Origin of the sequence: Methylobacterium dankookense (assembly GCF_902141855.1) — a bacterium.
In the GTDB taxonomy this organism is placed as follows: Bacteria; Pseudomonadota; Alphaproteobacteria; order Rhizobiales; family Beijerinckiaceae; genus Methylobacterium; species Methylobacterium dankookense.
Map to the genome: position 1 here is coordinate 87,647 of NZ_CABFVH010000005.1, position 21,864 is coordinate 109,510.

A 21,864-nucleotide genomic window follows, 5' to 3' on the forward strand; every position below is an offset into this window, starting at 1 on the left:
GGCGTCTGCCCGGGCGCCGCTCCGGCATCCTTTTCGTTCGGCCGCTCCGGTGAACTCCATGCGCCCTGTCCGCCCCGCCAGCCTCGTCGCCCTGAGCCTGCTCCTCTCCGGGGGAGGGTTGGCGCCGTCGCTCGCCCAGACGGGCTGGGTCGATCCGCCCGCGCGCGGATCCGGACCGTCTCCCGCGCCCAAACCCGAGCCGACGCCCGGGGCGGCGCCGCGGGCCGAGCCCAAGTCTTCGCCGTCCGCCGAAGCCCCGCAGGCCGCGCCCGCGCGGCAGGCGGCCGAGCCGGCGGCGCGCCATGCCGAGCGGCGCTCGGCCCGCCACCGTCGCCCGGCCCGCCGCCTCGCGGAGACCCCGCCGCCGGCCCAGCCCGCGTTGCGGGCGGCCCCCGCACCTGCACCCGCTCCCGCCCCGGCGCCGGAGCCCCGCCTGACCGATTGGGCAGGCGCGGCGCAGGCGCTCGCGTCCGACTACCTCGACGTCGTCTCGGCGCCGGGCGCCCGGATGGTGAGCGAGGCGCCCCGCTTCTACGCCCCGCGCGTGCGCTTCTTCGGGCGCGACATGACCCTCGCCGCGGTGATGGCCGAGAAGCGCAGCTTCGTCCGGCGCTGGCCCGACCGCAGCTATGAGCCGCGGGGCATGCGCACCGCCTGCAACGGGGCGCTCGGCACCTGCATCGTGCGCGCACAGGTGGAGTTCCGGGCCGCGAGTCCCGACCGGGGCACCGTCTCGCGCGGCCTCGCCGAGCTGGTCCTGGAGGTGAGCCTCGCCGGTCCGCGGCCGACCATCGTCTCGGAATCGAGCCGCGTCCTGCGCCGCGGCAGCGGGGTGAGCGCGCTCGCCCCCGCCGGCCGGAGCGCCTGAGGGCTTCGTGCACCTCACAAAACTCCCGTTCGCTGGGAGTCCTCTCTCTGGCCGCGACGGCGCAGCGGGCGTTTTGTGAGAGACACTTATCCCCTTGGCGCCGCATGATCTTCACCGCCATCCGCCGCCGCTCTATCCCCTTGTGAACGCATGATGTTTCGGGAAGCCGGCATTTCCCTTATCCCGCATCATGGTCTAGATCGGGCCCATGGCAGTCACTGAGGCGGCATCGGCAGCGGAGACGGACGGCGCGAAGCCGGCCCGTCCGTTCCTCGACGGGATCGAGCGCGCGGGCCTGCGCGACAGGATCCGCGCGGAGATCGAGCGGCGCCGCCCGAAGCCCGTAGCCCTGCGCACCCTCGAGCTTCTCGCCGTCGCCGCAGTGGAGCCCGTCGAGGACGAGCCGGGCTACCGGGTGATCGACCGGCTCGGGGAGCCGCGCCGCCATCCGGACGAGGCGGCGGGCGGTCCCGGCCGGCCGCTGACGCTGGCGGAGCTCGTCGACGAGATCGCCGCGCGGCATCCCGACCTGTTCCTGCCCGCGCCGCCCCCCGAGCCCGAGCCGGAGCCGGCCCAGGAATCGGCGCTCGCCCACGGCGCCTCCGAGATGCGGGCCGCCACCGCGCGTTTCGTCGAGACCCAGTCCGAGCGGGCCCGGGCGCTCGCCGAGCGCTCCTCCGAGCAGGGGCGGGCGCTGGCGCATTCGGCCGCCGCGGGCCTCGCCGCCTTCCGGGCGCGCGTCGAGGCGCGCCGGACGGGCGGCGGCTTTCACGGCGGCGGCCTTCGCGACCGCTTCGGCGACCACACGCAGCGCCGCTGGATCGCGGGCGGGGCCGGCGCGCTCCTCGCCATGATCGTGGCGGCCGGGCTCGTCGTCGGCCTGCGCGAGGGCGGCGAGCCGGACGAGACGCCGACGCGGACCGCCGAGGCGCCGCAGGCGGCCAAGCCCTCCGACAGATCCGCCGACAAGCCCTCCGCCGCGCGGCCCGCCGAGCCGCCGCCCGAGACGGAGACCCCCACCGAGATGCCGGAGCAGCCGCGCCCGGCGCCCAACGCCGTCACCGGCCAGGCCCAGGTGATCGACACCGCGACCCTGCGGCTCAACGGCAAGCTGGTGCGCCTGTTCGGCGTCGAATGGGTGCGCGGCGGCCAGGCCGACGAGCTCACCCGCTACATCAACAACCGGCCCGTGACCTGCCAGCCGGTTCCCGGCAGCGAGAACCAGCTCTGCCAGATCGAGGGCCGCGACCTCTCCGAGGTGGTGCTGTTCAACGGCGGCGGCCGCGCCTCGCCCGAGGCGACGCCCGAGCTCGTGGCGGCCGAGGACCACGCCCGCAGCGAGCGCCTCGGCGTCTGGAAGCGCTGACCGGCCCAGTGGTCGGCCCAGTGGTCGCCCCCTTGCGCCCACGCTTTCGCTCCGCCTCTATGCGGGCGAGAGCGGGGAGGGGACGATGGATCTGTCGGTAGGCCTGAGCGTGTTCGCCGTCGTCGTGGCGGTGCTCGTGATCATGACGCTCGCGGCCGGCATCAACATCGTGCCGCAGGGCCACGTCTATACGGTGGAGCGCTTCGGTCGCTACGCCCGCAACCTCGATGCCGGGCTCGGCCTGATCACGCCCTTCGTCGAGCGGATCGGGCGGCGGGTCAACATCATGGAGCAGGTGATCGAGGTCCCGAGCCAGGAGGCCTTCACCCGCGACAATGCCGGGGTCACCATCGACGCGGTGGTGTTCTATCAGGTGCTCGACGCGGCGCGCGCCTCCTACGAGGTCTCGAACCTCGAGGTCGCGATGATGACGCTGACGATGACCAACATCCGCACCGTCGTCGGCTCGATGGATCTCGACCAGCTCCTCTCGCACCGCGACGAGATCAACGAGCGCCTGCTGCGGGTGATGGATGCGGCGGCCTCGCCCTGGGGCGTGAAGATGACCCGCATCGAGATCAAGGACATCGTGCCGCCGGCCGACCTCGCCGGCGCCATGGCCCGGCAGATGAAGGCCGAGCGCGAGAAGCGCGCCTCGGTGCTCGAGGCGGAGGGCCAGCGACAGGCCGAGATCCTGCGGGCGGAGGGGCGCAAGCAATCGGCCATCCTCGAGGCGGAGGGACGGCGCGAAGCCGCCTTCCGCGACGCCGAGGCCCGCGAGCGCGCCGCCGAGGCCGAGGCCAAGGCGACGAGCCTCGTCAGCGAGGCCATCGCCAAGGGCGATCTTTCGGCGGCTAATTTCTTGGTCGCCGAGAAGTACATCGAGGCGGTGCGGGCGCTCGCCACCGCGCCGAACCAGCGCGTCGTCGTGGTGCCCCTGGAGGCCGCGGCGCTGGCCGGCACCCTCGGCGGCATCGCCGAGATCGCCCGCGGCGTGTTCGGCGAGGGCGCACCCCGCCGGGCCGGGCAGCCGCCGAACGTCGCCACCCCGCCGCGGTCCTGACATGCCGGCCGCCCTTGCCGCCCTCGTCGCCTCCCTCGGCTCGGCATGGCTCTGGATCATCGGCGGCCTCGTGCTCGCGGGGGCCGAGATCCTGCTGCCCGGCATCTTCCTGATCTGGCTCGGGCTCGCCGCCCTGCTGACCGGCCTCGGCGCCGCCCTGCTGCCGATGCCCTGGCAGGCGCAGGTCCTCGTCTGGGCCGTGCTGTCGCTGGCGAGCGTGGCGCTCGCCACGCGCCTGAACCGGCGCCGCGCGGAGCCGGTCCTCAACCGGGCCGACCGCGGGCTGGTTGGGCGCGACGCGGTGCTGGCCGAGGCGATCGTGGGCGGGGCCGGGGCATTGCGCCTCGACGACACCTATTGGCGGGTCAGCGGCCCGGACCTGCCGGCGGGGACGCGGGTGCGGATCACGGGCCTCGCCGGGACGGTGCTGGTGGTGGCAGCGGCGTAGGCGTCGCGTCCGTCACACGAGACCTGCGTCGAGGCCGAGTGCCGTCCCCGCCTAGGCGAGCTTTCGGTCCAGCGTGGCCAGCGCGACGCCCGCCTCGGCGGCGATGGCGAGGTGCAGGGCATCTCCGGCCCGCAATCCGAACCGGCTCTGGTCGGCGAAGCGCGCCGCCGTCCGGAACTGCCGGCCGGAGATCGGCAGGTTTCGAAACGATGCGGCCGACACCCTTTGGAACAGGGCAAGCACCGTTTCCTGCTGCCCGGGCAGGAGATGTCCCATCCGCACCTTGATCGAGAGCGCCGCCGAGAACTCGGTCACCACCCAATCGCTGATCGTCAGGTCGCCCGGCGTCTGAGCGGCGAGCCAAGCCTGCATCCGGGCGGTCTCCGCCTCATGCGTCAGGGCCGCGACGAGGATCGAGGTATCCAGATAGGGCATCGGCTGCGCCGAGCGTCAGTACCGGCTGCCGTCCCGTATCTCGCGGAGGAGAAACCCGGCACTCAGATCCGCGTGCGGCAAGGTCTCGGTGACCGCCCTCAGCGCTTCGGGATCGACCGGCCGCAGGCCCTGCTCGGCGGCCGTCAGCTGCGCCACCGCTTTCCCGCGACGGGTGATCGTCACCGTATCGCCGGCCGCGACGCTGTCGATCAGGGCGCTCAGATGCGCCTTCGCTTCCGCCAAGCTGACCCGTGTCATCGCAGCACCGACATGACCATCCGGATGGTCATATAAGGCTTTTCCGCGCTGTCTGGAAAGGAGAGGCGATCGCCGGGCCGTCCGAAAGGAAAGGCCGGATCGTTCCGGCCCTCCCCGTCTCGAAGGAGGCTACTGCCGCGGCGCCTGGGTCGCGCCGTGGTTGCCGAGGCCGACGCCGGTATTCTCGCTGCGGCCGGTGCCGCCGCCCATGTTGCCGGAGCCGCCCACGCGGCCGGGCGGGTTCACCGTGCCCGTGCTGCTGCCGGGGCTGTCCGTCGTCGTGGAGCGGTCGAGGCCCGGTGCCGTGCGCGTGGCGCCGGGCGTGGCGGTGCCCGGTGCGGTCTGGGCGAGAGCGAGGCCCGGGAGCGCGACGAGGGCGGCAGCGAGAACAAGCGTGGTGCGCATGGCGGATCGTCCCTTCCTGTGATCGTCGTGAAGGGCCAACGCCCCGGCCCTGCGATCGTTCGAAGATATCCGCCCGCGATAACGAGCCGGCAAAAAGAAAGGGGCCGGATCGCTCCGGCCCCTCTCGGTCCCAGCAGGGAAGGGCGCCTCAGGCGCGCTTCTTCTGGTCCTTCTCGTCGACCTCCTGGAAGTCGGCGTCGATGACGTCGTCCTTCTTGGCCTCGCCTTGAGCGCCCGCCGCGGCGGCGTCGGGGCCGGCGGCCTGGCTCGCGGCGTACATCGCCTCGCCGAGCTTCATCGAGGCCTGCATCAGGTCCGTGGTGCGGGCCTTGATGGTCTCGACATCCTCGCCCTCGAGTGCGGTCTTGAGCGCGGTGATCGCGGTCTCGATGCCGTCACGATCCGCCTGCGAGACCTTGTCGCCGTACTCCTTCACCGACTTCTCGGTGGAGTGGACGAGGCTCTCGCCCTGGTTCTTCACCTCGACGAGCTCGCGGCGCTTCTTGTCCGCCTCGGCATTGGCCTCGGCGTCCTTGACCATCTTCTCGATATCCGCGTCCGAGAGGCCGCCCGAGGCCTGGATGCGGATCTGGTGCTCCTTGTTCGTCGCCTTGTCCTTGGCCGTCACGTTGACGATGCCGTTGGCGTCGATGTCGAACGTCACCTCGATCTGCGGCATGCCGCGCGGGGCCGGCGGGATGCCGACGAGGTCGAACTGGCCGAGCAGCTTGTTGTCGGCCGCCATCTCGCGCTCACCCTGGAAGACCCGGATCGTGACCGCGTTCTGGTTGTCCTCGGCGGTGGAGAAGACCTGGGACTTCTTGGTCGGGATGGTGGTGTTGCGGTCGATGAGCCGGGTGAACACGCCCCCCAGCGTCTCGATGCCGAGCGAGAGCGGGGTGACGTCGAGGAGCAGCACGTCCTTCACGTCGCCCTGGAGTACGCCCGCCTGCACCGCGGCGCCGATGGCCACGACCTCGTCCGGGTTCACGCCCTTGTGCGGCTCCTTGCCGAAGAAGGCCTTCACCACCTCCTGCACCTTCGGCATGCGGGTCATGCCGCCGACCAGCACCACCTCGTCCACCTCGGAGGCCGAGACGCCGGCATCCTTCAGCGCCTTGCGGCAGGGCTCCATCGTGCGCTGCACGAGGTCGTCCACGAGGCTCTCGAACTTGGCGCGCGAGAGCTTCAGCGCGAGGTGCTTCGGCCCGGTGGCGTCGGCGGTGATGTAGGGCAGGTTGATCTCGGTCTGGGTGGCCGAGGACAGCTCGATCTTGGCCTTCTCGGCGGCCTCCTTGAGGCGCTGCAGGGCGAGCTTGTCCTTGGTCAGGTCGATGCCCTGCTCGCGCTTGAACTCGGCCGTCAGGTACTCGACCACGCGGTTGTCGAAGTCCTCGCCGCCGAGGAAGGTGTCGCCGTTCGTCGACTTCACCTCGAACACGCCGTCGCCGATCTCGAGGATCGAGACGTCGAAGGTGCCGCCGCCGAGGTCGTAGACCGCGATGGTGCCGGACTTCTTCTTGTCGAGGCCGTAGGCCAGGGCGGCGGCCGTCGGCTCGTTGATGATGCGCAGCACCTCGAGGCCGGCGATCCGGCCGGCATCCTTGGTGGCCTGGCGCTGGGCGTCGTTGAAGTAGGCGGGGACCGTGATCACGGCCTGCGTGACCGGCTGGCCGAGATGCGACTCGGCGGTCTCCTTCATCTTCTGCAGGGTGAAGGCGGAGATCTGGGAGGGCGAGTACTTCTTGCCGTCCGCCTCGACCCAGGCGTCGCCGTTGTCGCCCTTGACGATCTTGTAGGGCACCAGGCCCTTGTCCTTCTGCGTCATCGGGTCGTCGTAGGTGCGGCCGATGAGGCGCTTGATGGCGAAGAAGGTGCGCTCCGGATTCGTGACCGCCTGGCGCTTGGCCGGCTGGCCGACGAGGCGCTCGCCCTCGTCCGTGAAGGCGACGATGGAGGGCGTGGTGCGGGCGCCTTCCGAGTTCTCGATGACCTTGGGCTGCGTGCCTTCCATGACGGCCACGCAGGAATTCGTGGTGCCCAAGTCGATGCCGATGACTTTACCCATGGTGGGATCCCTCTGTTGGTTCGTATTCAAGCAGACCGCCGAGCCCCGAAGCAGCTCGGCCCATGGCGGTGCGACGTGAGGTGATGTGCGTCCGGGAGCGAGGGCGGATCAAGGGCCGCAGACGGCGAAAAACCCGCGCTTAATCCCGTGTCGGAGCGGATATAAGGAGGCGACTTTCCGGCCGCAAGGCGAAGCCGCACGACCCGTGCCGACTTCCTGCGATGGGCCGCATCCCTTTGGGGTGCCAGCGATATCGACGCCATCGCGGCGTCATTCGCGGGATCGGCGCCGTGCATTTTGTTGCCGCGCTGCCACGCCCGCGCCATCGATGGCGTGTTAACGTTCGCGTGCGGCTTCCCGCTTCTCGGCCCACCCGCTCGAAGGACTCGATGCGTCCGACCCGCAGCCTCCTGATCCCGCTCCTGTGCCTCGGCGCCGCGACGAGCCTCGCCCCCGCGGCGCAGGCGCAGAACTTCTTCGAGGAGCTGTTCGGGATCGGCCGCGCGGCCCGGCCTCCCGTTCCCCCGCGCGGCGTGCCGACCGCACCGCCGCCCCAGCCCGGCGAGCCGCTGCCCGCCGATCCCAACGCCCCCCCGCCCGCCGCCGAGGCGCCGCGCCCGGCCGCGCCGCCCAAGCCCGTGGTGCTGAAGGCCCCGAGCGAGGACGCGATCCTCGGCCAGGAGCTGCAGCTCAACGGCCTCTCGGGCAAGCTGAAGCTGGAGCGCGCGGGCACGGCGGCCACCGTCCGGATCAGCCTGCCCGGCACCAAGGTCTCGCAGCCGACCGAATCCTGCACCGTGCCGCTCGCCAACGGCAGCCCGGTCACCCTCTCCTCGGAAGGGCGGCCCGAGGGCGTGCCGCGCTTCGAGGCGGCGGGGGCGGAATGCCCGCTCCGCTTCGAGGTGACCGAGGGCGGCGTCTTCGTCTCGACGCTGGGCAATTCCGGCCCGCTCTGCACCTTCACGGCGGCCGATTGCGCCACCACGCCGAACGGCCTCTGGGGCCCGGCCGCCGCCGGGCTGATCCCGCGCTCGGCCGAGTTCGACACCGCCCGCGGCGTCGCCGACAAGGCGGTGCGCGACAATTACAAGCTGATGACCCAGCGGGCGCGCCGCGAGGATGTCCGCCCGATCGTCACCGAGCAGGCCGCCTTCTCCGCCGACCGCGAGCAGGTCTGCCGCACCTATGCCCGCGAGGGCGCGCACGGCTTCTGCCACCTGCGCTTCAGCGAGAACCGGGCGCTCGCCCTGGCGACGCGCCTCGGCGTGAACACCGCCGCCGCGGCGCCGACCGCGACGACGGCGACGCCCCGCCCGCGCCGCAAGCCGGCCGTCGAGGGCATGAACCCGGATGCGCCGGGCGCCGGCGCCCCGCTCGCCGAGTAAAGGGTCGAGAGGGGTCAGCCCTCTCGCGGGTCCAGGGCAGCGCCCCGGGGCTTCAAGCCAGGGCTCCGCCCCGGCGCCCCGCCAAAGGGATGATCCCTTTGGGATCCCCGGTCGTGATCAGCCTTCCGGATAGTGCCGGCCCAGTACCTCGCGCACGCGGGCGACCATCTCGCTCTCCGGGCAGGAGAACTGGGCCGGGCGCGCGGCCTTCCACTCGGCGTTGCTGGCGATGTTCTCGGCGGCGCGGGCGCCCTCGATCAGGTCCTTCACCTGGACCTCGTTGGCGGCGCGCTCGTTCGAGCCCTGGATGATCGCCACCGGCGCCCGGCGGCGGTCGGCATATTTCATCTGCGCCTTCATGCCGGCCCCGCCGAGATAGAGCTCGGCCCGGATGTCCTCGGCGCGCAGGGCCGTCACCAGGCGCTGGTAGTCGGCGATGTTCTCGCGGTCGAGCACCAGCACCACGACGGGGCCGGGCTTGCGCGCCCCGCCCAGCAGCGGGCTGCCGACGAGCTGGAGCGCCGAGAACAGGCGCGAGACGCCAATCGAGAAGCCCGTCGCCGGCACCGGCTCGGAGCGGAAGCGCCCGACGAGGCCGTCGTAGCGCCCGCCGCCCGCCACCGAGCCGAAGCGGACCACCTGGCCCTCCTCGTTGGTGACGGGGAAGGTCAGCTCCGCCTCGTAGACGGGGCCGGTATAGTATTCGAGCCCGCGCACCACGCTGGCATCGGCGCGGATCCGGTCGTGGCCGTAGCCGGCGGCCTCGCAGAGCCGCATGATGGCGTGGAGCTCCGCGATGCCCTCGCGGCCGGTCTCGGACGTGCCGACGACATCCTGCCAGGAGCGGAAGAACTGCTCCCAGAAGGCGAGCCGGTCGGCGCCCGCATCGGCGGAGGGCTGGAAGGCGACATAGGCCAGGATGCGCTGGATCTGCTCGTCCGAGAGGCCCGCGCCCCTGGTGAAGTCGCCGCTCTCGTCCTTGCGGCCCGCCCCGAGCAGCTGGCGCACGCCGTCGGCGCCGAGGCGGTCGAGCTTGTCGATGGCCCGCAGCACGGTCAGGCGCTGGGGGGCCTTGTCGGCGCCGGCGAGGCCGATCGCCTCCATGACGCCGTCGAGCACCTTCCGGTTGTTGACCTTGATCACGTACTGGCCGGCAAGCCCCAGCTTGTCGAGGGTGTCGGCCATCAGCATGCAGGTCTCGGCATCGGCCGCGACGGAGGCGGCGCCGACGATGTCGGCATCGAACTGCATGAACTGGCGGAAGCGCCCCGGGCCCGGCTTCTCGTTGCGGAAGACGTAGCCGGCGCGGAAGCTGCGATAGGGCTTCGGCAGCGCGTCGAAATTCTCGGCGACGAAACGGGCCAGCGGCGCGGTGAGGTCGTAGCGGAGCGAGAGCCAGGATTCGTCGTCGTCCTGGAACGAGAACACGCCCGCGTTCGGCCGGTCGAGGTCGGGCAGGAACTTGCCGAGCGACTCGGTGTACTCGACGAAGGGCGTCTCCAGCGCCTCGAACCCGTAGAGCTCGAAGGTCTCGCGGATGCGCTCCAGCATCCGGCCCTGCGCCGCGATCTCGTCCTCGCGCCGGTCGACGAAGCCGCGCGGCAGGCGCGGCTTCAGGGTGTCGCCCTTCTCACCAGCCTTCTTGGCATCGGCCTTGGACATGTCGGGACTTCGCTTCGTATCGGGGACAGAGTTTCCCGGGCTCTATCGCAGGGTGGAGGGAGGCGGCAACCGCCCGCTCAATACGGGGCGGTCAGCTTCAGCACGAGGAGGGCGGCGAGGCTCAGCACCGCGATCGGGATCTGGAGCGGGCGCAGCCGCGCGAAGAACAGCGGCGCCTCACCGCGGCGCGCCGCGATCGGGTCGAGCACCGCGACCGCCACGTAGCCGGCGATCAGCAGGTCGAGGGCGACCACGCGGTTGCCGAGAATCACCACGGTGAGGAGCGCGCCGAGGCCGAGGCAGAACAGGCCGAACATGGTCGCGATCTGGAGGAGGCGCGGGCCCCCGGGTGTGCGGAAGCTGACGCCGCGGCGCACGCCCGAGAGGAACAGCAGGATCGCCGCGCCGTAGAGGATCGTGGCGAGCAGGATCAACTCGTCCCACATGCCCCGCTGCCACCATGCGGCGGCGGCGCCGGCGGCGAACGGCAGCATCGGCCCGTAGCCGAACACCACGCTGAGCCAGGGCGTCTCGCGCGGCTCATGGGCGGTCAGGGTACGTCCGGTGGCGTCCTCGATCATGGCCGGCATCGTCAGGAATCTCGCAATTGTCGCCCGCCCCCCACCATAGAGGGACGCAACAGGCAGGCGACCGCCCGGTTCCGACTCTCGACGTTTCGTGACGGACCTGTTGCCCCCCGGCCTCAGGCCGGCTGGGCGGCGGCGCGGGCCTGCCGGCGCCGCGAGCGGCGGCCGGGCTCGGGCGTCGCGTCGAGCCAGATCACCAGGGCCAGCGCGGCGAGCGCCGGGGCGCCCAGCGCCAGGAACGCGCCGGACCAGCCGAGCACCGACTGGGCGAGGCCGCCATACCAGGCGGAGAGCGCGCCGCCGATGCCCTGCACCGCGTTGACCGTGCCCAAGGCCGTCTGGGTCCGGCCCGAGCCCCAGGTCAGGTCGGCCACCACCACGGGCACGGCCACGCCGACGATGCCCGACGCCACCCCGTCCAGGATCTCGGCCGAGATCAGCCAGAGGGGATCGTCGATATAGGCCGAGAGCAGGGCGCGCAGCGGCAGCACCGCGAAGGCGACGAGGAGGAGCTTGCGCCGCCCGCTCCGGTCGGCGAGCGAGCCCGCGAACAGGGCCACCGGCACCATCACGAGCTGGGCCACCATCACGTAGCGCGCGGTCCAGGTGGTGGCGTCGGCGGCGGTGGCCACGAGCTTCTGGCCGAGCAGCGAGAGCATGCCGCCATTGCCGAGGTTGAACAGGGTGAGCGCCACGGCGAGGACGAGGAGCTTGCGGTTGCCCACCACGCTCGTCCAGCCGGCGCGCGCGGGCTGCTCGTCGCCCTCCTCCTTCCAGCCCACCGCCCGGCGCTCGTTGTAGCAATGGCCGGGCGTGGTCACGGTGGCCACGATCGCCAGCACCGCCATGGCGCCGAGCACCCAGAAGGCCACCGCCGCGCCGAACCAGCCGGTGCCGAGGCTGATCAGGCCCGCCGCCAGCAGGATGCCGAGATGGTTGAAGGCCTGGTTGCGGCCCTGCTGCATCGGGAAGCGGTCCTTGCCGACGATGCCGAGCGTCAGCGCCGTCACCGCGGGCAGGAGCAGGGTGCCGCCGGCGGCGGCGATCATCTGCGCGGCGAAGACCCCGCCGAAGCTGCGCACCGGCAGGAGCGCGAGCGTGCCGCACAGGATCGCGCCGCAGGCCAGCGCGATCAGCAGGCGCGGGCGCCCGAGCCGGTCGACGAGGGCGCCGAAGGGGCCGCTGAGCAGGAGCGCGCCGACGCCGACGAGGGTGGTCACGAGGCCGACGCGCGCCGGGCTCCACGAGGCGGCGCCGGCGAGCCAGGTGCCGAGGAATGGGCCGAGCCCGCCCTGGATGTCACCGGTGAAGACGTTGATGAGCGCGAGATGGCTTGTGGCGAGCATGCGGTCCTTGAGGTCGCGTCCCTTGCGAGCCCGGCCTACGGCCAAGCCCCCCTTGTCCGGCTGAAACGCCGTGGGCCGCCTCAGGGTTGGCCGCGGATCGCATAAAAAATCCCCGGCCTGCCGTCGCAGGCCGGGGCGAACCGGAAAACCGTGGATCTGGCCGCGATCAGGAGGCGAGCGGGCCGGCCCCTTGCGCGCCCTGCGCCTCGAACGCCTTCTGGCGGTAGAGGCCGACGAAATCGATCGGGTCGATGTAGAGGGGCGGGAAGCCGCCGTTGCGCACCGCCTCGGCCACGATCTGGCGGGCGAAGGGGAAGAGCAGGCGCGGGCACTCGATCATCACCGCCGGATGCAGCTGGTCCTGCGGGATGTTCAGCATGCGGAAGATGCCGGCATACTTCAGGTCGAAGGCGAACAGGACGTCGTTGTTGATCTTGGCGTCGCCCTCGAGGGTCAGCTCCACCTCGAAGTCGGTCGCCGAGAGCTGCTGCGCGTTGACGTTGACCTGGATGTTGATCTGCGGGCCCTGGCCCTCCTGCGGCTGCAGGGAGCGCGGCGCGTTCGGGTTCTCGAAGGAGAGGTCCTTGGCGTATTGCGCGAGCGCGTTGATGGTGGGCGCCTCGCCCTGCGGCGCGCCGCCGTTGCCGTTCGGTGCCGGAGAGTCGGCCATGGCGGTATCCTCCTCGAAGAAAGCGTTCGCGCCCGGTCCGTCCGGATCGGGCAGGTCGTGGGGCGCTGCCTCAGCGCAACGGCTCAGATCTCGGGCCCGCAGAGACCCGGTCGGGGCAGGCCGCTAACACGCCCGTCCGGTGCGGACAAGCGACCGCCGGGCCCGCGCTTGAGCCTGCACCTGGGCCCGCACCGCGACGACGCGGCGCGGGGGGGCGCAGGGACGGATCTCGATCTCCCGCGCGTCTTGTCTGGAACAGGCCATGAAGATGTCCCATATGCCCTTGAAGGTCGGGTCCGTGCCCGGCGCCATCCGGCTCGATCCTTGCGCGAGGGTCGGATAAGTGCACCTCACAAAGCTCCCGGGGCGCCGGCAAGCCCCGGCCTCCGGCCGGCGGCGCAGCGGGAGCTTTGTGAGAGACACCCAGAGCAGTCCGTGCGATGACTGCCCGGACCCCGTCCGGCGCGGCGCCGCGCGGGAGACGGATACAGTCCGCCCCTCGCGGGCGCTGCTCGGGATTCTTCGCGGAATGCTCTGGCCGGCCGGCTTCCGGCAGCCGCCATCGGATCGGTGATGCAGGATACCTTCGACCTTACGACCATCATCTTCCTGGCGCTCGCGGTCTTCGTGATCTGGCGCCTGCGCTCCGTGCTCGGCCAGAAGACGGGGGCCGAGCGCTCGCCCTTCAAGCCGGTCGAGCGCAGCCGCACCGAGCCCACGGGCAACCGCGGCGAGGGCGACAACGTGGTGCGCCTGCCCGGCGCCGACCGGGTGATGCAGGCCGAGCGCACCCAGGCCGCGGCGAACGCGCCGGCCCGCGACTGGCGCGGCATCGCCGAGCCCGGCTCCGAGGTGGCCCGCGGGCTGGAGGCGGCGGTGCAGGCCGAGCCCGGCTTCGACCCGCGCACCTTCCTCGAAGGAGCGAAGGGGGCCTACGAGGCGATCATGATCGCCTTCGCCAAGGGCGACCGGAAGACCCTGCGCGCGCTCCTTTCGAAGGAGGTCGGCGAGGCCTTCGAGCGGGCGATCTCCGAGCGCGAGCGCAACAAGCAGACGCTCGAGACCACCTTCGTCTCGATCGACAAGGCCGAGATCGTGGCGGTGGAGGTGCGCAACCGTGTCGCCCAGATCACCGTCCGCTTCATCTCGAACCTGATCACCGCCACCCGCGACGCCAGCGGCGCCGTGATCGACGGCAGCGCCGAGACGGTGGTCGAGGTTCCCGACATCTGGACCTTCGCCCGGACGCTCGGCTCGCGCGACCCGAACTGGCAGCTCGTCGCCACCGAGGCGGGCGCCTGACTCCCTTCGTGGCCCCGCCGTGCCGAGACTGAGCCCATGCGGCGGCCGCCTCGCCGCGGCCGCCCTCCTCGCGAGCGTCCTGCCCGGCCCGGCCGCCGACGCGGCCGGGCCGCTTCGCGTCGGCGAGGCGCGTCTGGAGCCGGTCGCGCCGGCCGACCTGCCGGGCTTTCCCGGGGCCGATCCGGGCGCGGCCCTCGACGCCTTCCGCCGGGTCTGCGCCGCCCCGCCCGCCAGCCCGATCTCCCCGACGGCGACCGGCTCGGCCGCCGACCTCGCCGCGGCCTGCGCGGAGGCTGGCGCTCTCGCGCCCGCCGGGGCGGCCCGCTTCTTCGCCGAGCGCTTCGACGCCTACCGCGTGGTGCGCCCGCCCGAGGCCGCGGGCGGTCCCGAGCGCCGCTCCGGCTTCCTCACCGGCTATTTCGAGCCAGAGCTCGCGGGCTCCCTGGAGCCGGGACCGGACTACACCGCCGCCGTCCTCGCCCGGCCGGACGACCTCGTCGGCCTCAATCCCGGCGAGACCCGGCCCGGGCTCGACCCCGCCTTGCGCGCCGCGCGCGCGGTGGACGACCGGCTGGAGCCCTATCCCGACCGGGCGGCGATCGAGGACGGGGCGCTGGGGGCCCGCGCCAGGCCGCTGCTCTGGCTGCGGGACGGGGTCGACCTTCTCGTGCTGCAGGTGCAGGGCTCGGGGCGGGTGCGCCTGCCGGACGGGCGCTCGGTGCGCGTGCTCTATGACGGCCGCAACGGCCGCCCCTACACCTCGGTCGCCAAGCTCATCGTGCAGGCGGGGCACCTGCCCCTCGAAGGGCTGACGCTGGCCCGCTGGACCGCGTGGCTGCGCGCCAACCCGGAGACGGCGCGCCGGCTGATCCGCGCGAACGCCTCCTACATCTTCTTCCGCCTGGCCCCGGTCGAGGATCCGGCCCTCGGGCCGGTCGGCGCGGCCGGCGCGCCCCTCAAGCCCGGCCGCAGCATCGCGGTCGACGCCAATCTCTGGCGCTACGGCCTGCCCTTCTGGCTGGAGGGGCGGCTTCCGGGCGGGGCATCGGGCGAGGCCGGCCGGCTCGTGGTGGCGGCCGATACCGGCTCGGCCATCGTCGGCCCGGCGCGGGGCGACCTCTATGTCGGCACCGGTGCCGAGGCCGGGGCGGCGGCCGGGGACCTGCGCGACGCGGTCGGCTTCGTGGTGCTTCTGCCGAAGCCCGCCTCCGATCCGAGCGGACGCTGAGGGCGGCGATGCGGCGGCCCCGGCGCCCACGGACGCTCAGCGGCGAGGAGGCCCGGCTCTGGGCCGAGATCGCCAAGCTGATCACCCCCTTGCGCGGACGGGCCCGGCCGCCCGCGCCGGACGCGGACGCCTCCCAGCCGAGCGCGACGCTGGCGCCGGGCCTGACCGCCAAAGCCGCGCTCAAGCCCGCCGCGAAAGCGGGAGCGAAGGCGGGGCCGGCCAAGCCGGTCCGCGCGCCGAAGAAGGCGCCCCCGTTGCCGGCCCGGACCGCGACGGCCGCGCCCTACCAGGCGCCGCCCCAGCTGCCCCGCCCGGCCGCGGGGATCGACCGGCCCGAGCGGATGGCCCTGCGCCGCGGCACCCTGCCAATCGAGGCGCGGATCGACCTGCACGGGATGTACCAGACGGAGGCGCATGCCGCGCTCACCGGCTTCATCCTGCGGGCGCGCGCGGCCGGCCATGCCCATGTCCTCGTGGTCACCGGCAAGGGCGGCCCCGATTTCCACGAGGCCTTCGCGGAGCGCGGGGTGCTGCGCCGCAGCGTCCCGCACTGGCTGCGCGGGCCGGAACTGCGCGGCATCGTCCTCGGCTTCGAGGAGGCGGCCCGGCACCATGGCGGCTCCGGCGCGCTCTACGTGCGCCTGCGCCGCCGCTGAGACCGCGCCGGCCTCACCAGCGCATCGTGCGGTAGCGGCAGGTGCGGCCGTTGTCCTGGAAGCCCGCCGGGCAGCGGCGGACGCAAGCCCCGGCGGCGTATTTGAGCGGCGGCCGGCAGGCGTTCCGGAACTGGCGGCCGTACTGGTAGGCTGGGCCGGGCTCTCCGCCGCGGCGGGGAGGGGCATTGCGCAGGACAGTCCCGCGACCGCCAGGAGGAAGGCGGTGCGGGCGAAGGGAGGGATCATCTGGAGGCTCGGGGCAAGCGGGATCGTCGCTCAACGCCGCACGGGCCGCCGGGTTCGCCAGCCCTACGGCGCCCGGGAGGGACTTGAGCCGGCGTGGAAAACACGCTAAGCCCTCACGGCCCTCCTAGAAAATAAAAGCCGCACCGCATCCGCGAGTCTGACAAGGCTCGATCCCCACGATGCCATGGGTTCCGCCGCACGGCGCGCGTGAGCCCGAATGCCCGGCGCCTCCGCCAGGAGCCCGGCGCGGATCTTCCCCACCGAACCACCCTTCGCATTCTCAAGCCTCCGTCGGTTCAACACACCCATGACCGTACAATCCGACGCCCTCGTGCCGGCAGACCTGCCCGCAGATTCCACCATCGCCGCGGCCGAGCTCGAAGGCATGCGCGAGGTCAAGCTCCAGGACCTCAAGTCCAAGACGCCGACCGAGCTCATCACCTTCGCCGAGGAGGTCGAGGTCGAGAACGCCTCGACCATGCGCAAGCAGGAGCTGATGTTCGCCATCCTGAAGCAGCTCGCTGCCAAGGAGGTCGAGATCATCGGCTCCGGCACCGTCGAGGTGCTGCAGGACGGCTTCGGCTTCCTGCGCTCCTCCGACTCGAACTACCTGCCGGGTCCGGACGACATTTACATCTCGCCGACCCAGATCCGCCGCTTCGGCCTGCGCACCGGCGACACCGTCGAGGGCCCGATCCGCGGCCCCAAGGACGGCGAGCGCTACTTCGCGCTGCTCAAGGTCAACACGATCAATTTCGAGAACCCCGAGAAGATCAAGCACAAGGTTCACTTCGACAACCTGACGCCGCTCTTCCCCACGAAGCGGTTCAAGCTGGAGCTGGAGAACCCGACCAAGAAGGACTTCTCGCCCCGGATCATCGACATCGTCGCGCCGATCGGCAAGGGCCAGCGCGCGCTGATCGTGGCGCCGCCGCGCACGGGTAAGACCGTGCTGATGCAGAACATCGCCCAGTCGATCACCCTCAACCATCCCGAGTGCTACCTCATCGTGCTGCTCATCGACGAGCGCCCGGAGGAGGTCACCGACATGCAGCGCTCGGTGAAGGGCGAGGTCATCGCCTCGACCTTCGACGAGCCGGCCACCCGCCACGTGCAGGTCGCCGAGATGGTCATCGAGAAGGCCAAGCGCCTCGTGGAGCACGGCCGCGACGTCGTCATCCTGCTCGATTCGATCACCCGCCTCGGCCGCGCCTACAACACGGTGGTGCCGTCCTCCGGCAAGGTGCTCACCGGCGGCGTCGACGCCAACGCCCTGCAGCGCCCGAAGCGCTTCTTCGGCGCGGCCCGCAACATCGAGGAGGGCGGCTCGCTCTCGATCATCGCCACCGCGCTGATCGACACCGGCTCGCGCATGGACGAGGTGATCTTCGAGGAGTTCAAGGGCACCGGCAACTCCGAGATCATCCTGGACCGCAAGGTCTCGGACAAGCGCATCTTCCCGGCGATCGACATCACCCGCTCCGGCACCCGCAAGGAGGAGCTCCTGGTGCCGCCGGACGCGCTCAAGAAGACCTACGTGCTGCGCCGCATCCTCAACCCGATGGGCGTCACCGACGCGATCGAGTTCCTGCTCGACAAGCTGCGCCAGACCAAGAGCAACGGCGACTTCTTCGACTCGATGAACACCTGAACGGTGTTCCATCACCGATGATGTCAGGCGGCGTCGGACCCTGGTCCGGCGCCGTTTTCGTTTCTGAAGAACAGGCCGGTACCGGTGCTCAGGCCGGCCCGTCGAGCGGCTTGAGCCGGCTGGCGGAGGCCGCTGCGGTGCGGATCCGTGCCCCCCGCCCGAGCCGGCGCGCGAGGTCGGCGAGGTCCGGCGCCGCGCCGCCGGCGGGCGCGTAGACGGCGCGGTCGAGGGCGGTGAGCCGGGCGGCGATCGCCGGATCCGCCTGCCAGATCTCGGCCAGCTCCGGCTCGGCCTGCATCGCGCGTCCCACCTCCGCCCGGAAGGCTTCGGGATCGCCCGCCGCGGCCGCCCGTCTCAGGGCGCGGCGCCGGGCAGCGTTCAGGCGCAGCCGCGTGCCGCCCGGCCCGAAGCCCAGGAGGACGAGGCCGAGGCCGAAGGCGGCGAGCCCGGCCGCGGCGGCGACGAGCGGCGAGGCGCCCTGCGGCGGCGCGAGGCCGCTGTCCCGGTCGACGAGGCCGCCGCCGATCTGGCGCGCCGGGATCTCGGTCTCGCGCATGGTGCGCGACACCGTATCGAACCAGGGGATGCTGATCGCCTCCAGCGGGATCACCTCGGGCACGCCGGGGCGGACGTCCCACTGGTAGGTGGCCCGCGCCACGGGTCCCGACGGCGTGATGATGGTCTCGCGGGTGACCGGTCCGGCGAAGGTGAGGATGCCGCGCGTGCGCATGACGGGCCGCGGCGGCAGGCCTTCGGCCACCACGCCCTGCGCCTCCACCGTCACGATGCGCCGGGTGGTCTCGCCGAGCTTCACCGTCTCGGGATCGGGGCTCCAGGAATCGGTGACGCTCACGTCGCGGGCGGGCAGCCACCAGGGCTCCTTGGCGTCCGGGCCGCCCGACCCCTGCGTCCAGCGCGCCACCGGGAACGGGATCGGCTCGGAGCGCACGTCGACGACCCGGCGCGTGCCGGCATCGTTGACGGTGAGGCGGTGAATGAAGGGCTCGAGGGTGAAGTCGCCCGCGTGATGCGGGAAGATCGCGATGGTGCGGTCGAAGGCGAGCCCCACCTGCCCGTCCGGAAGCCGCGCCTTGCTCCAGTTGTCGCGCCCGAGCTGGGTCCAGCTGAAATTGGCGAGCGTCGGCTGGACGACCTCCTCCAGGAGGATCTGCTGGCGGTAGAGACCGTGGATGCGCAGCAGCACCATCTCGCGGGCGAAGGGCGCCGCGTTGCCGTTGCGCTCGGCCGTCACCGTGAGGGTGAGGTCGCCCGGCTCGATCTCGGCCCGGGCGGGCGCCGCCGCGAGCAGGGGCGCCAGAAGCGCCAGAGGCGCGAGGCGCCGCCATCCCGAAAGATTCACCACGGGTTGCTCCCGGCGGGCATGTTGGTGCCGGCCTCGATCCGGCGGGCCTGCTCGGCCTTGAGGCGGAGCTTCAGGTAGCGGCCGGGATCGTCCGGCAGGGTCTGCAGCCAGAGCCGGTCGGGGCGGATCTCGTGGGCCTCGAAGCTCTTGGTGACGCGCCGCGCCTCCTTCTCGGGGGCCGCGGCCACCATGGCCGAGCCGCCCCCGGTGCGGCCGCGGCCGGCGGCGTCGCTCGCCGAGCCGCGGGCCTCGCCGCGGCCGGAATCGATCGATTGCTGCTCGGCCTTGCCGCGGCGGGCGACCTTGCTGTTGCCGGGCAGGGAGGCGCTCGCGGAGGCCTCCTTGTTGCCGGCCAGGCCCTCGCCGCTGGAGGCGGCGTTGATGTCGTCGTTCTTGTCCTGGTTCGCGGTGTTGTTGTAGCGCGCCCCGTACTGCGCCGTGCCGTTGGCGATGCCGCCGCCCTTGCCGCGGTCGATCTCCTCCGCGAGCATCCGGGCGATGAGGGAGCGGTTGGCCTGGGCGTCGGCGTCGCGCGGGTTGAACTGCAGGGCGTCGTCGTAGGCCGCGACCGCGCCCGCGAGGTCGCCGGCCCGGGCGAGCGCATTGCCGAGATTGTAGCTGTTGCGCCGTCCGCCGTTGCGGAAGAGCGCGGCGGCGGCCGCGTAGTCGCCGGCCGCGTAGAGGGCGGGCCCGCGCCAGGCGGGATCCGCGATGACCTCCGCCGCGAGGCCCGGCAGGCCGATCCCCATGAGGAGCCGCCCGAACCCGGTGCGCGGCTCGGACAGGGCGCCGAGCGCGAGCAGGCCGGCCCCCGCGAGCGCGGGGCCGCCGGTGCGGGCGTAGAGGCGCCAGCGGCGGGGCAGGGCGAGGGCGGCCGGGAGCCGCAGCGGGGGATTCAGCATCAGGCCGTCCTCCGGAACAGGAGGAGCGCGGGGAGCGCGGCGAGGAGGAGGAGCCAGCGCCCGTAATCGGCGAAGGCGAGCACCGTGTAGCCGCCCGCGGCGAGGTGCTGGGCCGTGCTCGCGCCGACCGCGTCGAGGACGGGTGCGGGCGCCGTCAGGTCGGCCGCGACGCCGCCGCCCGCCCGCACGAGCCCGTCGAGGGCGGCCCGGTCCGGCTTCGGCACGCCCGGCGGCAGGGCCTTCGCGGCCGGCACGAACAGGCCCTGGACCCGCCAGCCGCGCTCGCGGATGGCCCGGGCCTCGCGCAAAGCCGCCTCGCCGAGGCCGTCGCCGTCGGTGATCAGCACCACGTCGGCGGAGACCACGTCGGCCTCCGCCAGGGTGCGGCGGGCGAGGGCGAGGCCGCGCTCGGGATGGCTGCCGCGGTCGGGCACGGTGTCGCCGTCGAGGGCGAACAGGGTGGTGCCGAGGCTGTCGCGGTCGGTGGTCGGCGAGACGGCGAGATAGGCGTCGCCCGCATAGACCACGAGGGCGACGGAGCGGGTGCCCGCCGCCTCGGCCACGCTCTGCGCGGTCTGGCGCAAGTCCTTCAGGCTGCCGCCCTCCGCGACCGAGCGCGAGAGGTCGAGCACGATCACCGTGGCGTCGAGGTTGCGGAAGGTGGCGGCCTCCTGGCGCTCCAGCGCCGGCCCGGTCAGGGCCAGCGCGATCAGCCCGGCGGCCAGCGCCGCCGCGAGGTTGGCCTGACGCCGCCCGCCGAGCACGCCGCCGCGGCGCTCCATCAGGCGCATCAGCGCCGGGTCGACGGCCTTTCGCCAGTCGCCGAGCGGCGCCGCGCGCCACGCGGCGCGCAGAGCGAGCAGCGCCACCAGGGGCAGGATCGCGAGCCACCAGGGCCGCAGCAGGGCGAAGGCGGCGAGGGTCATGACGGGCTCAGCGCTGCCTCCGGGTGGCGAGGAGGAGCCCGGCGCAGGCCAGCGCCAGGGCGGCCGGCCAGGGCCAGAGGTCGCGGCGCAGGGGTAGCGGCGGCGCCTTGGCGCGGCCGCCCTCCAGCGCGTCGATGGCGTCCGCCACCGCGATCAGGTCCTCGGTGGTCTTCACGCGGAAGGCCTTGCCGCCGCTCGTCTCGGCCATGTCGCGCAGGGTCTCGGTATCGACCACGTCCTGCTCGCCGTCGGCATTGGCGAGGTCGCGGGGGCCGAGCGCGATGGTGTAGACCTTGACCCCGATCTCGCGCGCCAGCGCCGCCACGTCCCGCGGCGTGGTCTGGCCGGCATTGTTCGCCCCATCCGAGAGCAGGATCACCACCTTGGCGCCGGCGGGCGCCGGCTGGCCGGCCTCGGCTCCGGCATCGCGCGGGTCGAGGCGGCGCAGCGCCAGGCCGAGCCCGTCGCCGATGCCGGTGGAGCGCCCGACGAGGCCGATCGTCGCCTCCTCCAGCGCGTGGGCGACGCTCGCCGTGTCGAAGGTGAGGCTCGCCGCCACGAAGGATTGGTCGGCGAAGATGACGAGCCCGATGCGGTCGCCGGAGCGCCGCCGGATGAAGTCGGCGCCGACGCGCTTGACCGCCTGGAGCCGGCTCACGGTCTCGCCGTCGAGGGCGAAGTCGCGCCGCTCCATCGATCCCGACAGGTCCATCGCCAGCATGATCTCGCGGCCTGAAGCCGGCAAAGCGATGCCCGGCAGGACGAGGCGGGGCCCGGCGAGCGCGACGACGAGGGCCGTCCACAGCGCCCAGGTCAGCAGGATCTGGCGTCGGCCCCGCGCGGCGATGCCGGCGCCGCCCGCCGCCTCCGGCACCAGGGAGGCCGGGACGCGCAGGGCCCCGCTCGACCCTTCCGCCTCGGCGGGCAGGAGGCGGAGGGCGAGCAGGGGCAGCGGCAGGAGCAGCAGGGCGAGCGGCGTCGCGAGGTCGAAGGCCGACAGGATTGCGCTGAGGGAGGCGGGCAGCATCG

Annotated in this window: 22 protein-coding genes; 9 read left to right on the top strand and 13 right to left on the bottom strand. The window is 72.8% G+C overall.

Annotated features, from left to right (window positions below; translation table 11 throughout):
* Positions 1-58 precede the first annotated feature (58 nt).
* The 4 genes from MTDSW087_RS06355 to MTDSW087_RS06370 all read left to right on the top strand — a co-directional run bounded on the left by MTDSW087_RS06355 (position 59) and on the right by MTDSW087_RS06370 (position 3,745).
* On the top strand, positions 59-868 hold the full coding sequence (locus MTDSW087_RS06355) for a hypothetical protein (RefSeq protein WP_144761722.1): 810 nt from the start codon (positions 59-61) through the stop codon (positions 866-868).
* Positions 869-1,076: 208 nt separating this feature from the next.
* Complete coding sequence (locus MTDSW087_RS06360; protein WP_144761725.1) at positions 1,077-2,234, top strand: nuclease; 1,158 nt, start codon at positions 1,077-1,079, stop codon at positions 2,232-2,234.
* Between the two features lie 85 nt (positions 2,235-2,319).
* Positions 2,320-3,297 carry an SPFH domain-containing protein gene (locus tag MTDSW087_RS06365; protein WP_144761728.1) on the top strand — a complete coding sequence of 326 codons (978 nt, stop codon included), beginning with the start codon at positions 2,320-2,322 and terminating at the stop codon, positions 3,295-3,297.
* 1 nt (position 3,298) lies between these two features.
* Entirely contained in the window at positions 3,299-3,745 is a 447-nt protein-coding gene (locus MTDSW087_RS06370) for an NfeD family protein (protein WP_144761731.1), read from the top strand.
* 51 nt (positions 3,746-3,796) lie between these two features.
* On the opposite strand, the gene MTDSW087_RS06375 is transcribed toward MTDSW087_RS06370, so the two are convergent.
* The 4 genes from MTDSW087_RS06375 to dnaK form a co-directional block, all read right to left on the bottom strand.
* Positions 3,797-4,180, bottom strand: a complete 384-nt coding sequence (locus MTDSW087_RS06375) for a type II toxin-antitoxin system VapC family toxin (protein ID WP_144761734.1) — start codon at positions 4,178-4,180, stop codon at positions 3,797-3,799.
* A 15-nt stretch (positions 4,181-4,195) separates the two neighbouring features.
* Positions 4,196-4,438 (bottom strand): type II toxin-antitoxin system Phd/YefM family antitoxin, encoded by a 243-nt coding sequence (locus MTDSW087_RS06380; protein ID WP_144761737.1) that lies wholly within the window; start codon positions 4,436-4,438, stop codon positions 4,196-4,198.
* 129 nt (positions 4,439-4,567) lie between these two features.
* On the bottom strand, positions 4,568-4,843 hold the full coding sequence (locus tag MTDSW087_RS06385; RefSeq protein ID WP_144761740.1) for a hypothetical protein: 276 nt from the start codon (positions 4,841-4,843) through the stop codon (positions 4,568-4,570).
* 148 nt (positions 4,844-4,991) lie between these two features.
* Positions 4,992-6,911: a molecular chaperone DnaK gene (gene dnaK, locus MTDSW087_RS06390; RefSeq protein ID WP_144761743.1), complete on the bottom strand. Its 1,920-nt coding sequence runs from the start codon at positions 6,909-6,911 to the stop codon at positions 4,992-4,994.
* Positions 6,912-7,300: 389 nt separating this feature from the next.
* Between dnaK and MTDSW087_RS06395 the strand changes: the two genes are divergently transcribed.
* Positions 7,301-8,296 carry a hypothetical protein gene (locus MTDSW087_RS06395; RefSeq protein WP_144761746.1) on the top strand — a complete coding sequence of 332 codons (996 nt, stop codon included), beginning with the start codon at positions 7,301-7,303 and terminating at the stop codon, positions 8,294-8,296.
* 117 nt (positions 8,297-8,413) lie between these two features.
* On the opposite strand, the gene hisS is transcribed toward MTDSW087_RS06395, so the two are convergent.
* The 4 genes from hisS to secB form a co-directional block, all read right to left on the bottom strand.
* Complete coding sequence (hisS, locus tag MTDSW087_RS06400; RefSeq protein WP_144761749.1) at positions 8,414-9,958, bottom strand: histidine--tRNA ligase; 1,545 nt, start codon at positions 9,956-9,958, stop codon at positions 8,414-8,416.
* Between the two features lie 77 nt (positions 9,959-10,035).
* Positions 10,036-10,539, bottom strand: coding sequence for a DUF3429 domain-containing protein (locus tag MTDSW087_RS06405; RefSeq protein WP_144761752.1), 504 nt, complete (start codon positions 10,537-10,539; stop codon positions 10,036-10,038).
* 122 nt (positions 10,540-10,661) lie between these two features.
* The gene (locus tag MTDSW087_RS06410; RefSeq protein ID WP_144761755.1) at positions 10,662-11,891 is read right to left on the bottom strand and encodes an MFS transporter; all 1,230 of its coding nucleotides are present in this window, start codon (positions 11,889-11,891) and stop codon (positions 10,662-10,664) included.
* 166 nt (positions 11,892-12,057) lie between these two features.
* A complete protein-coding gene (secB, locus tag MTDSW087_RS06415; RefSeq protein ID WP_144761758.1) occupies positions 12,058-12,561 on the bottom strand; it encodes a protein-export chaperone SecB in 504 nt (167 codons plus the stop codon).
* A gap of 573 nt (positions 12,562-13,134) precedes the next feature.
* Here secB and MTDSW087_RS06420 point away from each other — a divergent pair.
* From MTDSW087_RS06420 to MTDSW087_RS06430, 3 genes are read left to right on the top strand one after another with little or no spacing between them, the layout of a single operon-like run.
* A complete protein-coding gene (locus MTDSW087_RS06420; RefSeq protein WP_144761761.1) occupies positions 13,135-13,863 on the top strand; it encodes a Tim44/TimA family putative adaptor protein in 729 nt (242 codons plus the stop codon).
* Between the two features lie 19 nt (positions 13,864-13,882).
* Entirely contained in the window at positions 13,883-15,091 is a 1,209-nt protein-coding gene (locus MTDSW087_RS06425) for an MltA domain-containing protein (protein WP_238178743.1), read from the top strand.
* 8 nt (positions 15,092-15,099) lie between these two features.
* Positions 15,100-15,747: a Smr/MutS family protein gene (locus MTDSW087_RS06430; RefSeq protein ID WP_144761764.1), complete on the top strand. Its 648-nt coding sequence runs from the start codon at positions 15,100-15,102 to the stop codon at positions 15,745-15,747.
* Positions 15,748-15,760: 13 nt separating this feature from the next.
* Here the strand turns inward: MTDSW087_RS06430 and MTDSW087_RS31395 are convergent, their stop codons facing one another.
* Complete coding sequence (locus MTDSW087_RS31395) at positions 15,761-15,940, bottom strand: hypothetical protein (RefSeq protein WP_144762051.1); 180 nt, start codon at positions 15,938-15,940, stop codon at positions 15,761-15,763.
* A 360-nt stretch (positions 15,941-16,300) separates the two neighbouring features.
* Here MTDSW087_RS31395 and rho point away from each other — a divergent pair, with 360 nt between their 5' ends.
* Complete coding sequence (gene rho / locus MTDSW087_RS06440; RefSeq protein ID WP_144761767.1) at positions 16,301-17,644, top strand: transcription termination factor Rho; 1,344 nt, start codon at positions 16,301-16,303, stop codon at positions 17,642-17,644.
* 88 nt (positions 17,645-17,732) lie between these two features.
* Here the strand turns inward: rho and MTDSW087_RS06445 are convergent, their stop codons facing one another.
* The 4 genes from MTDSW087_RS06445 to MTDSW087_RS06460 are packed head-to-tail and all read right to left on the bottom strand — an operon-like array spanning position 17,733 to position 21,862.
* Positions 17,733-19,007 carry a BatD family protein gene (locus MTDSW087_RS06445; RefSeq protein ID WP_144761770.1) on the bottom strand — a complete coding sequence of 425 codons (1,275 nt, stop codon included), beginning with the start codon at positions 19,005-19,007 and terminating at the stop codon, positions 17,733-17,735.
* Positions 19,001-19,909: a tetratricopeptide repeat protein gene (locus tag MTDSW087_RS06450; protein WP_144761773.1), complete on the bottom strand. Its 909-nt coding sequence runs from the start codon at positions 19,907-19,909 to the stop codon at positions 19,001-19,003. The genes MTDSW087_RS06445 and MTDSW087_RS06450 overlap by 7 nt, the downstream gene beginning before the upstream one ends.
* Positions 19,909-20,835: a VWA domain-containing protein gene (locus tag MTDSW087_RS06455; protein WP_144761776.1), complete on the bottom strand. Its 927-nt coding sequence runs from the start codon at positions 20,833-20,835 to the stop codon at positions 19,909-19,911. The genes MTDSW087_RS06450 and MTDSW087_RS06455 overlap by 1 nt, the downstream gene beginning before the upstream one ends.
* 7 nt (positions 20,836-20,842) lie before the next feature.
* The gene (locus MTDSW087_RS06460) at positions 20,843-21,862 is read right to left on the bottom strand and encodes a VWA domain-containing protein (protein WP_373321912.1); all 1,020 of its coding nucleotides are present in this window, start codon (positions 21,860-21,862) and stop codon (positions 20,843-20,845) included.
* Positions 21,863-21,864: the final 2 nt, after the last annotated feature.

Coding starts and splice junctions, on each gene's coding strand:
- MTDSW087_RS06355 (WP_144761722.1), top strand. CDS start 59: ATGCGCCCTGTCCGCCCCGCCAGCCTCGTCGCCCTGAGCCTGCTCCTC.
- MTDSW087_RS06360 (WP_144761725.1), top strand. CDS start 1,077: ATGGCAGTCACTGAGGCGGCATCGGCAGCGGAGACGGACGGCGCGAAG.
- MTDSW087_RS06365 (WP_144761728.1), top strand. CDS start 2,320: ATGGATCTGTCGGTAGGCCTGAGCGTGTTCGCCGTCGTCGTGGCGGTG.
- MTDSW087_RS06370 (WP_144761731.1), top strand. CDS start 3,299: ATGCCGGCCGCCCTTGCCGCCCTCGTCGCCTCCCTCGGCTCGGCATGG.
- MTDSW087_RS06375 (WP_144761734.1), bottom strand. CDS start 4,180: ATGCCCTATCTGGATACCTCGATCCTCGTCGCGGCCCTGACGCATGAG.
- MTDSW087_RS06380 (WP_144761737.1), bottom strand. CDS start 4,438: ATGACACGGGTCAGCTTGGCGGAAGCGAAGGCGCATCTGAGCGCCCTG.
- MTDSW087_RS06385 (WP_144761740.1), bottom strand. CDS start 4,843: ATGCGCACCACGCTTGTTCTCGCTGCCGCCCTCGTCGCGCTCCCGGGC.
- dnaK (WP_144761743.1), bottom strand. CDS start 6,911: ATGGGTAAAGTCATCGGCATCGACTTGGGCACCACGAATTCCTGCGTG.
- MTDSW087_RS06395 (WP_144761746.1), top strand. CDS start 7,301: ATGCGTCCGACCCGCAGCCTCCTGATCCCGCTCCTGTGCCTCGGCGCC.
- hisS (WP_144761749.1), bottom strand. CDS start 9,958: ATGTCCAAGGCCGATGCCAAGAAGGCTGGTGAGAAGGGCGACACCCTG.
- MTDSW087_RS06405 (WP_144761752.1), bottom strand. CDS start 10,539: ATGATCGAGGACGCCACCGGACGTACCCTGACCGCCCATGAGCCGCGC.
- MTDSW087_RS06410 (WP_144761755.1), bottom strand. CDS start 11,891: ATGCTCGCCACAAGCCATCTCGCGCTCATCAACGTCTTCACCGGTGAC.
- secB (WP_144761758.1), bottom strand. CDS start 12,561: ATGGCCGACTCTCCGGCACCGAACGGCAACGGCGGCGCGCCGCAGGGC.
- MTDSW087_RS06420 (WP_144761761.1), top strand. CDS start 13,135: ATGCAGGATACCTTCGACCTTACGACCATCATCTTCCTGGCGCTCGCG.
- MTDSW087_RS06430 (WP_144761764.1), top strand. CDS start 15,100: ATGCGGCGGCCCCGGCGCCCACGGACGCTCAGCGGCGAGGAGGCCCGG.
- rho (WP_144761767.1), top strand. CDS start 16,301: ATGACCGTACAATCCGACGCCCTCGTGCCGGCAGACCTGCCCGCAGAT.
- MTDSW087_RS06450 (WP_144761773.1), bottom strand. CDS start 19,909: ATGCTGAATCCCCCGCTGCGGCTCCCGGCCGCCCTCGCCCTGCCCCGC.
- MTDSW087_RS06455 (WP_144761776.1), bottom strand. CDS start 20,835: ATGACCCTCGCCGCCTTCGCCCTGCTGCGGCCCTGGTGGCTCGCGATC.
- MTDSW087_RS06460 (WP_373321912.1), bottom strand. CDS start 21,862: ATGCTGCCCGCCTCCCTCAGCGCAATCCTGTCGGCCTTCGACCTCGCG.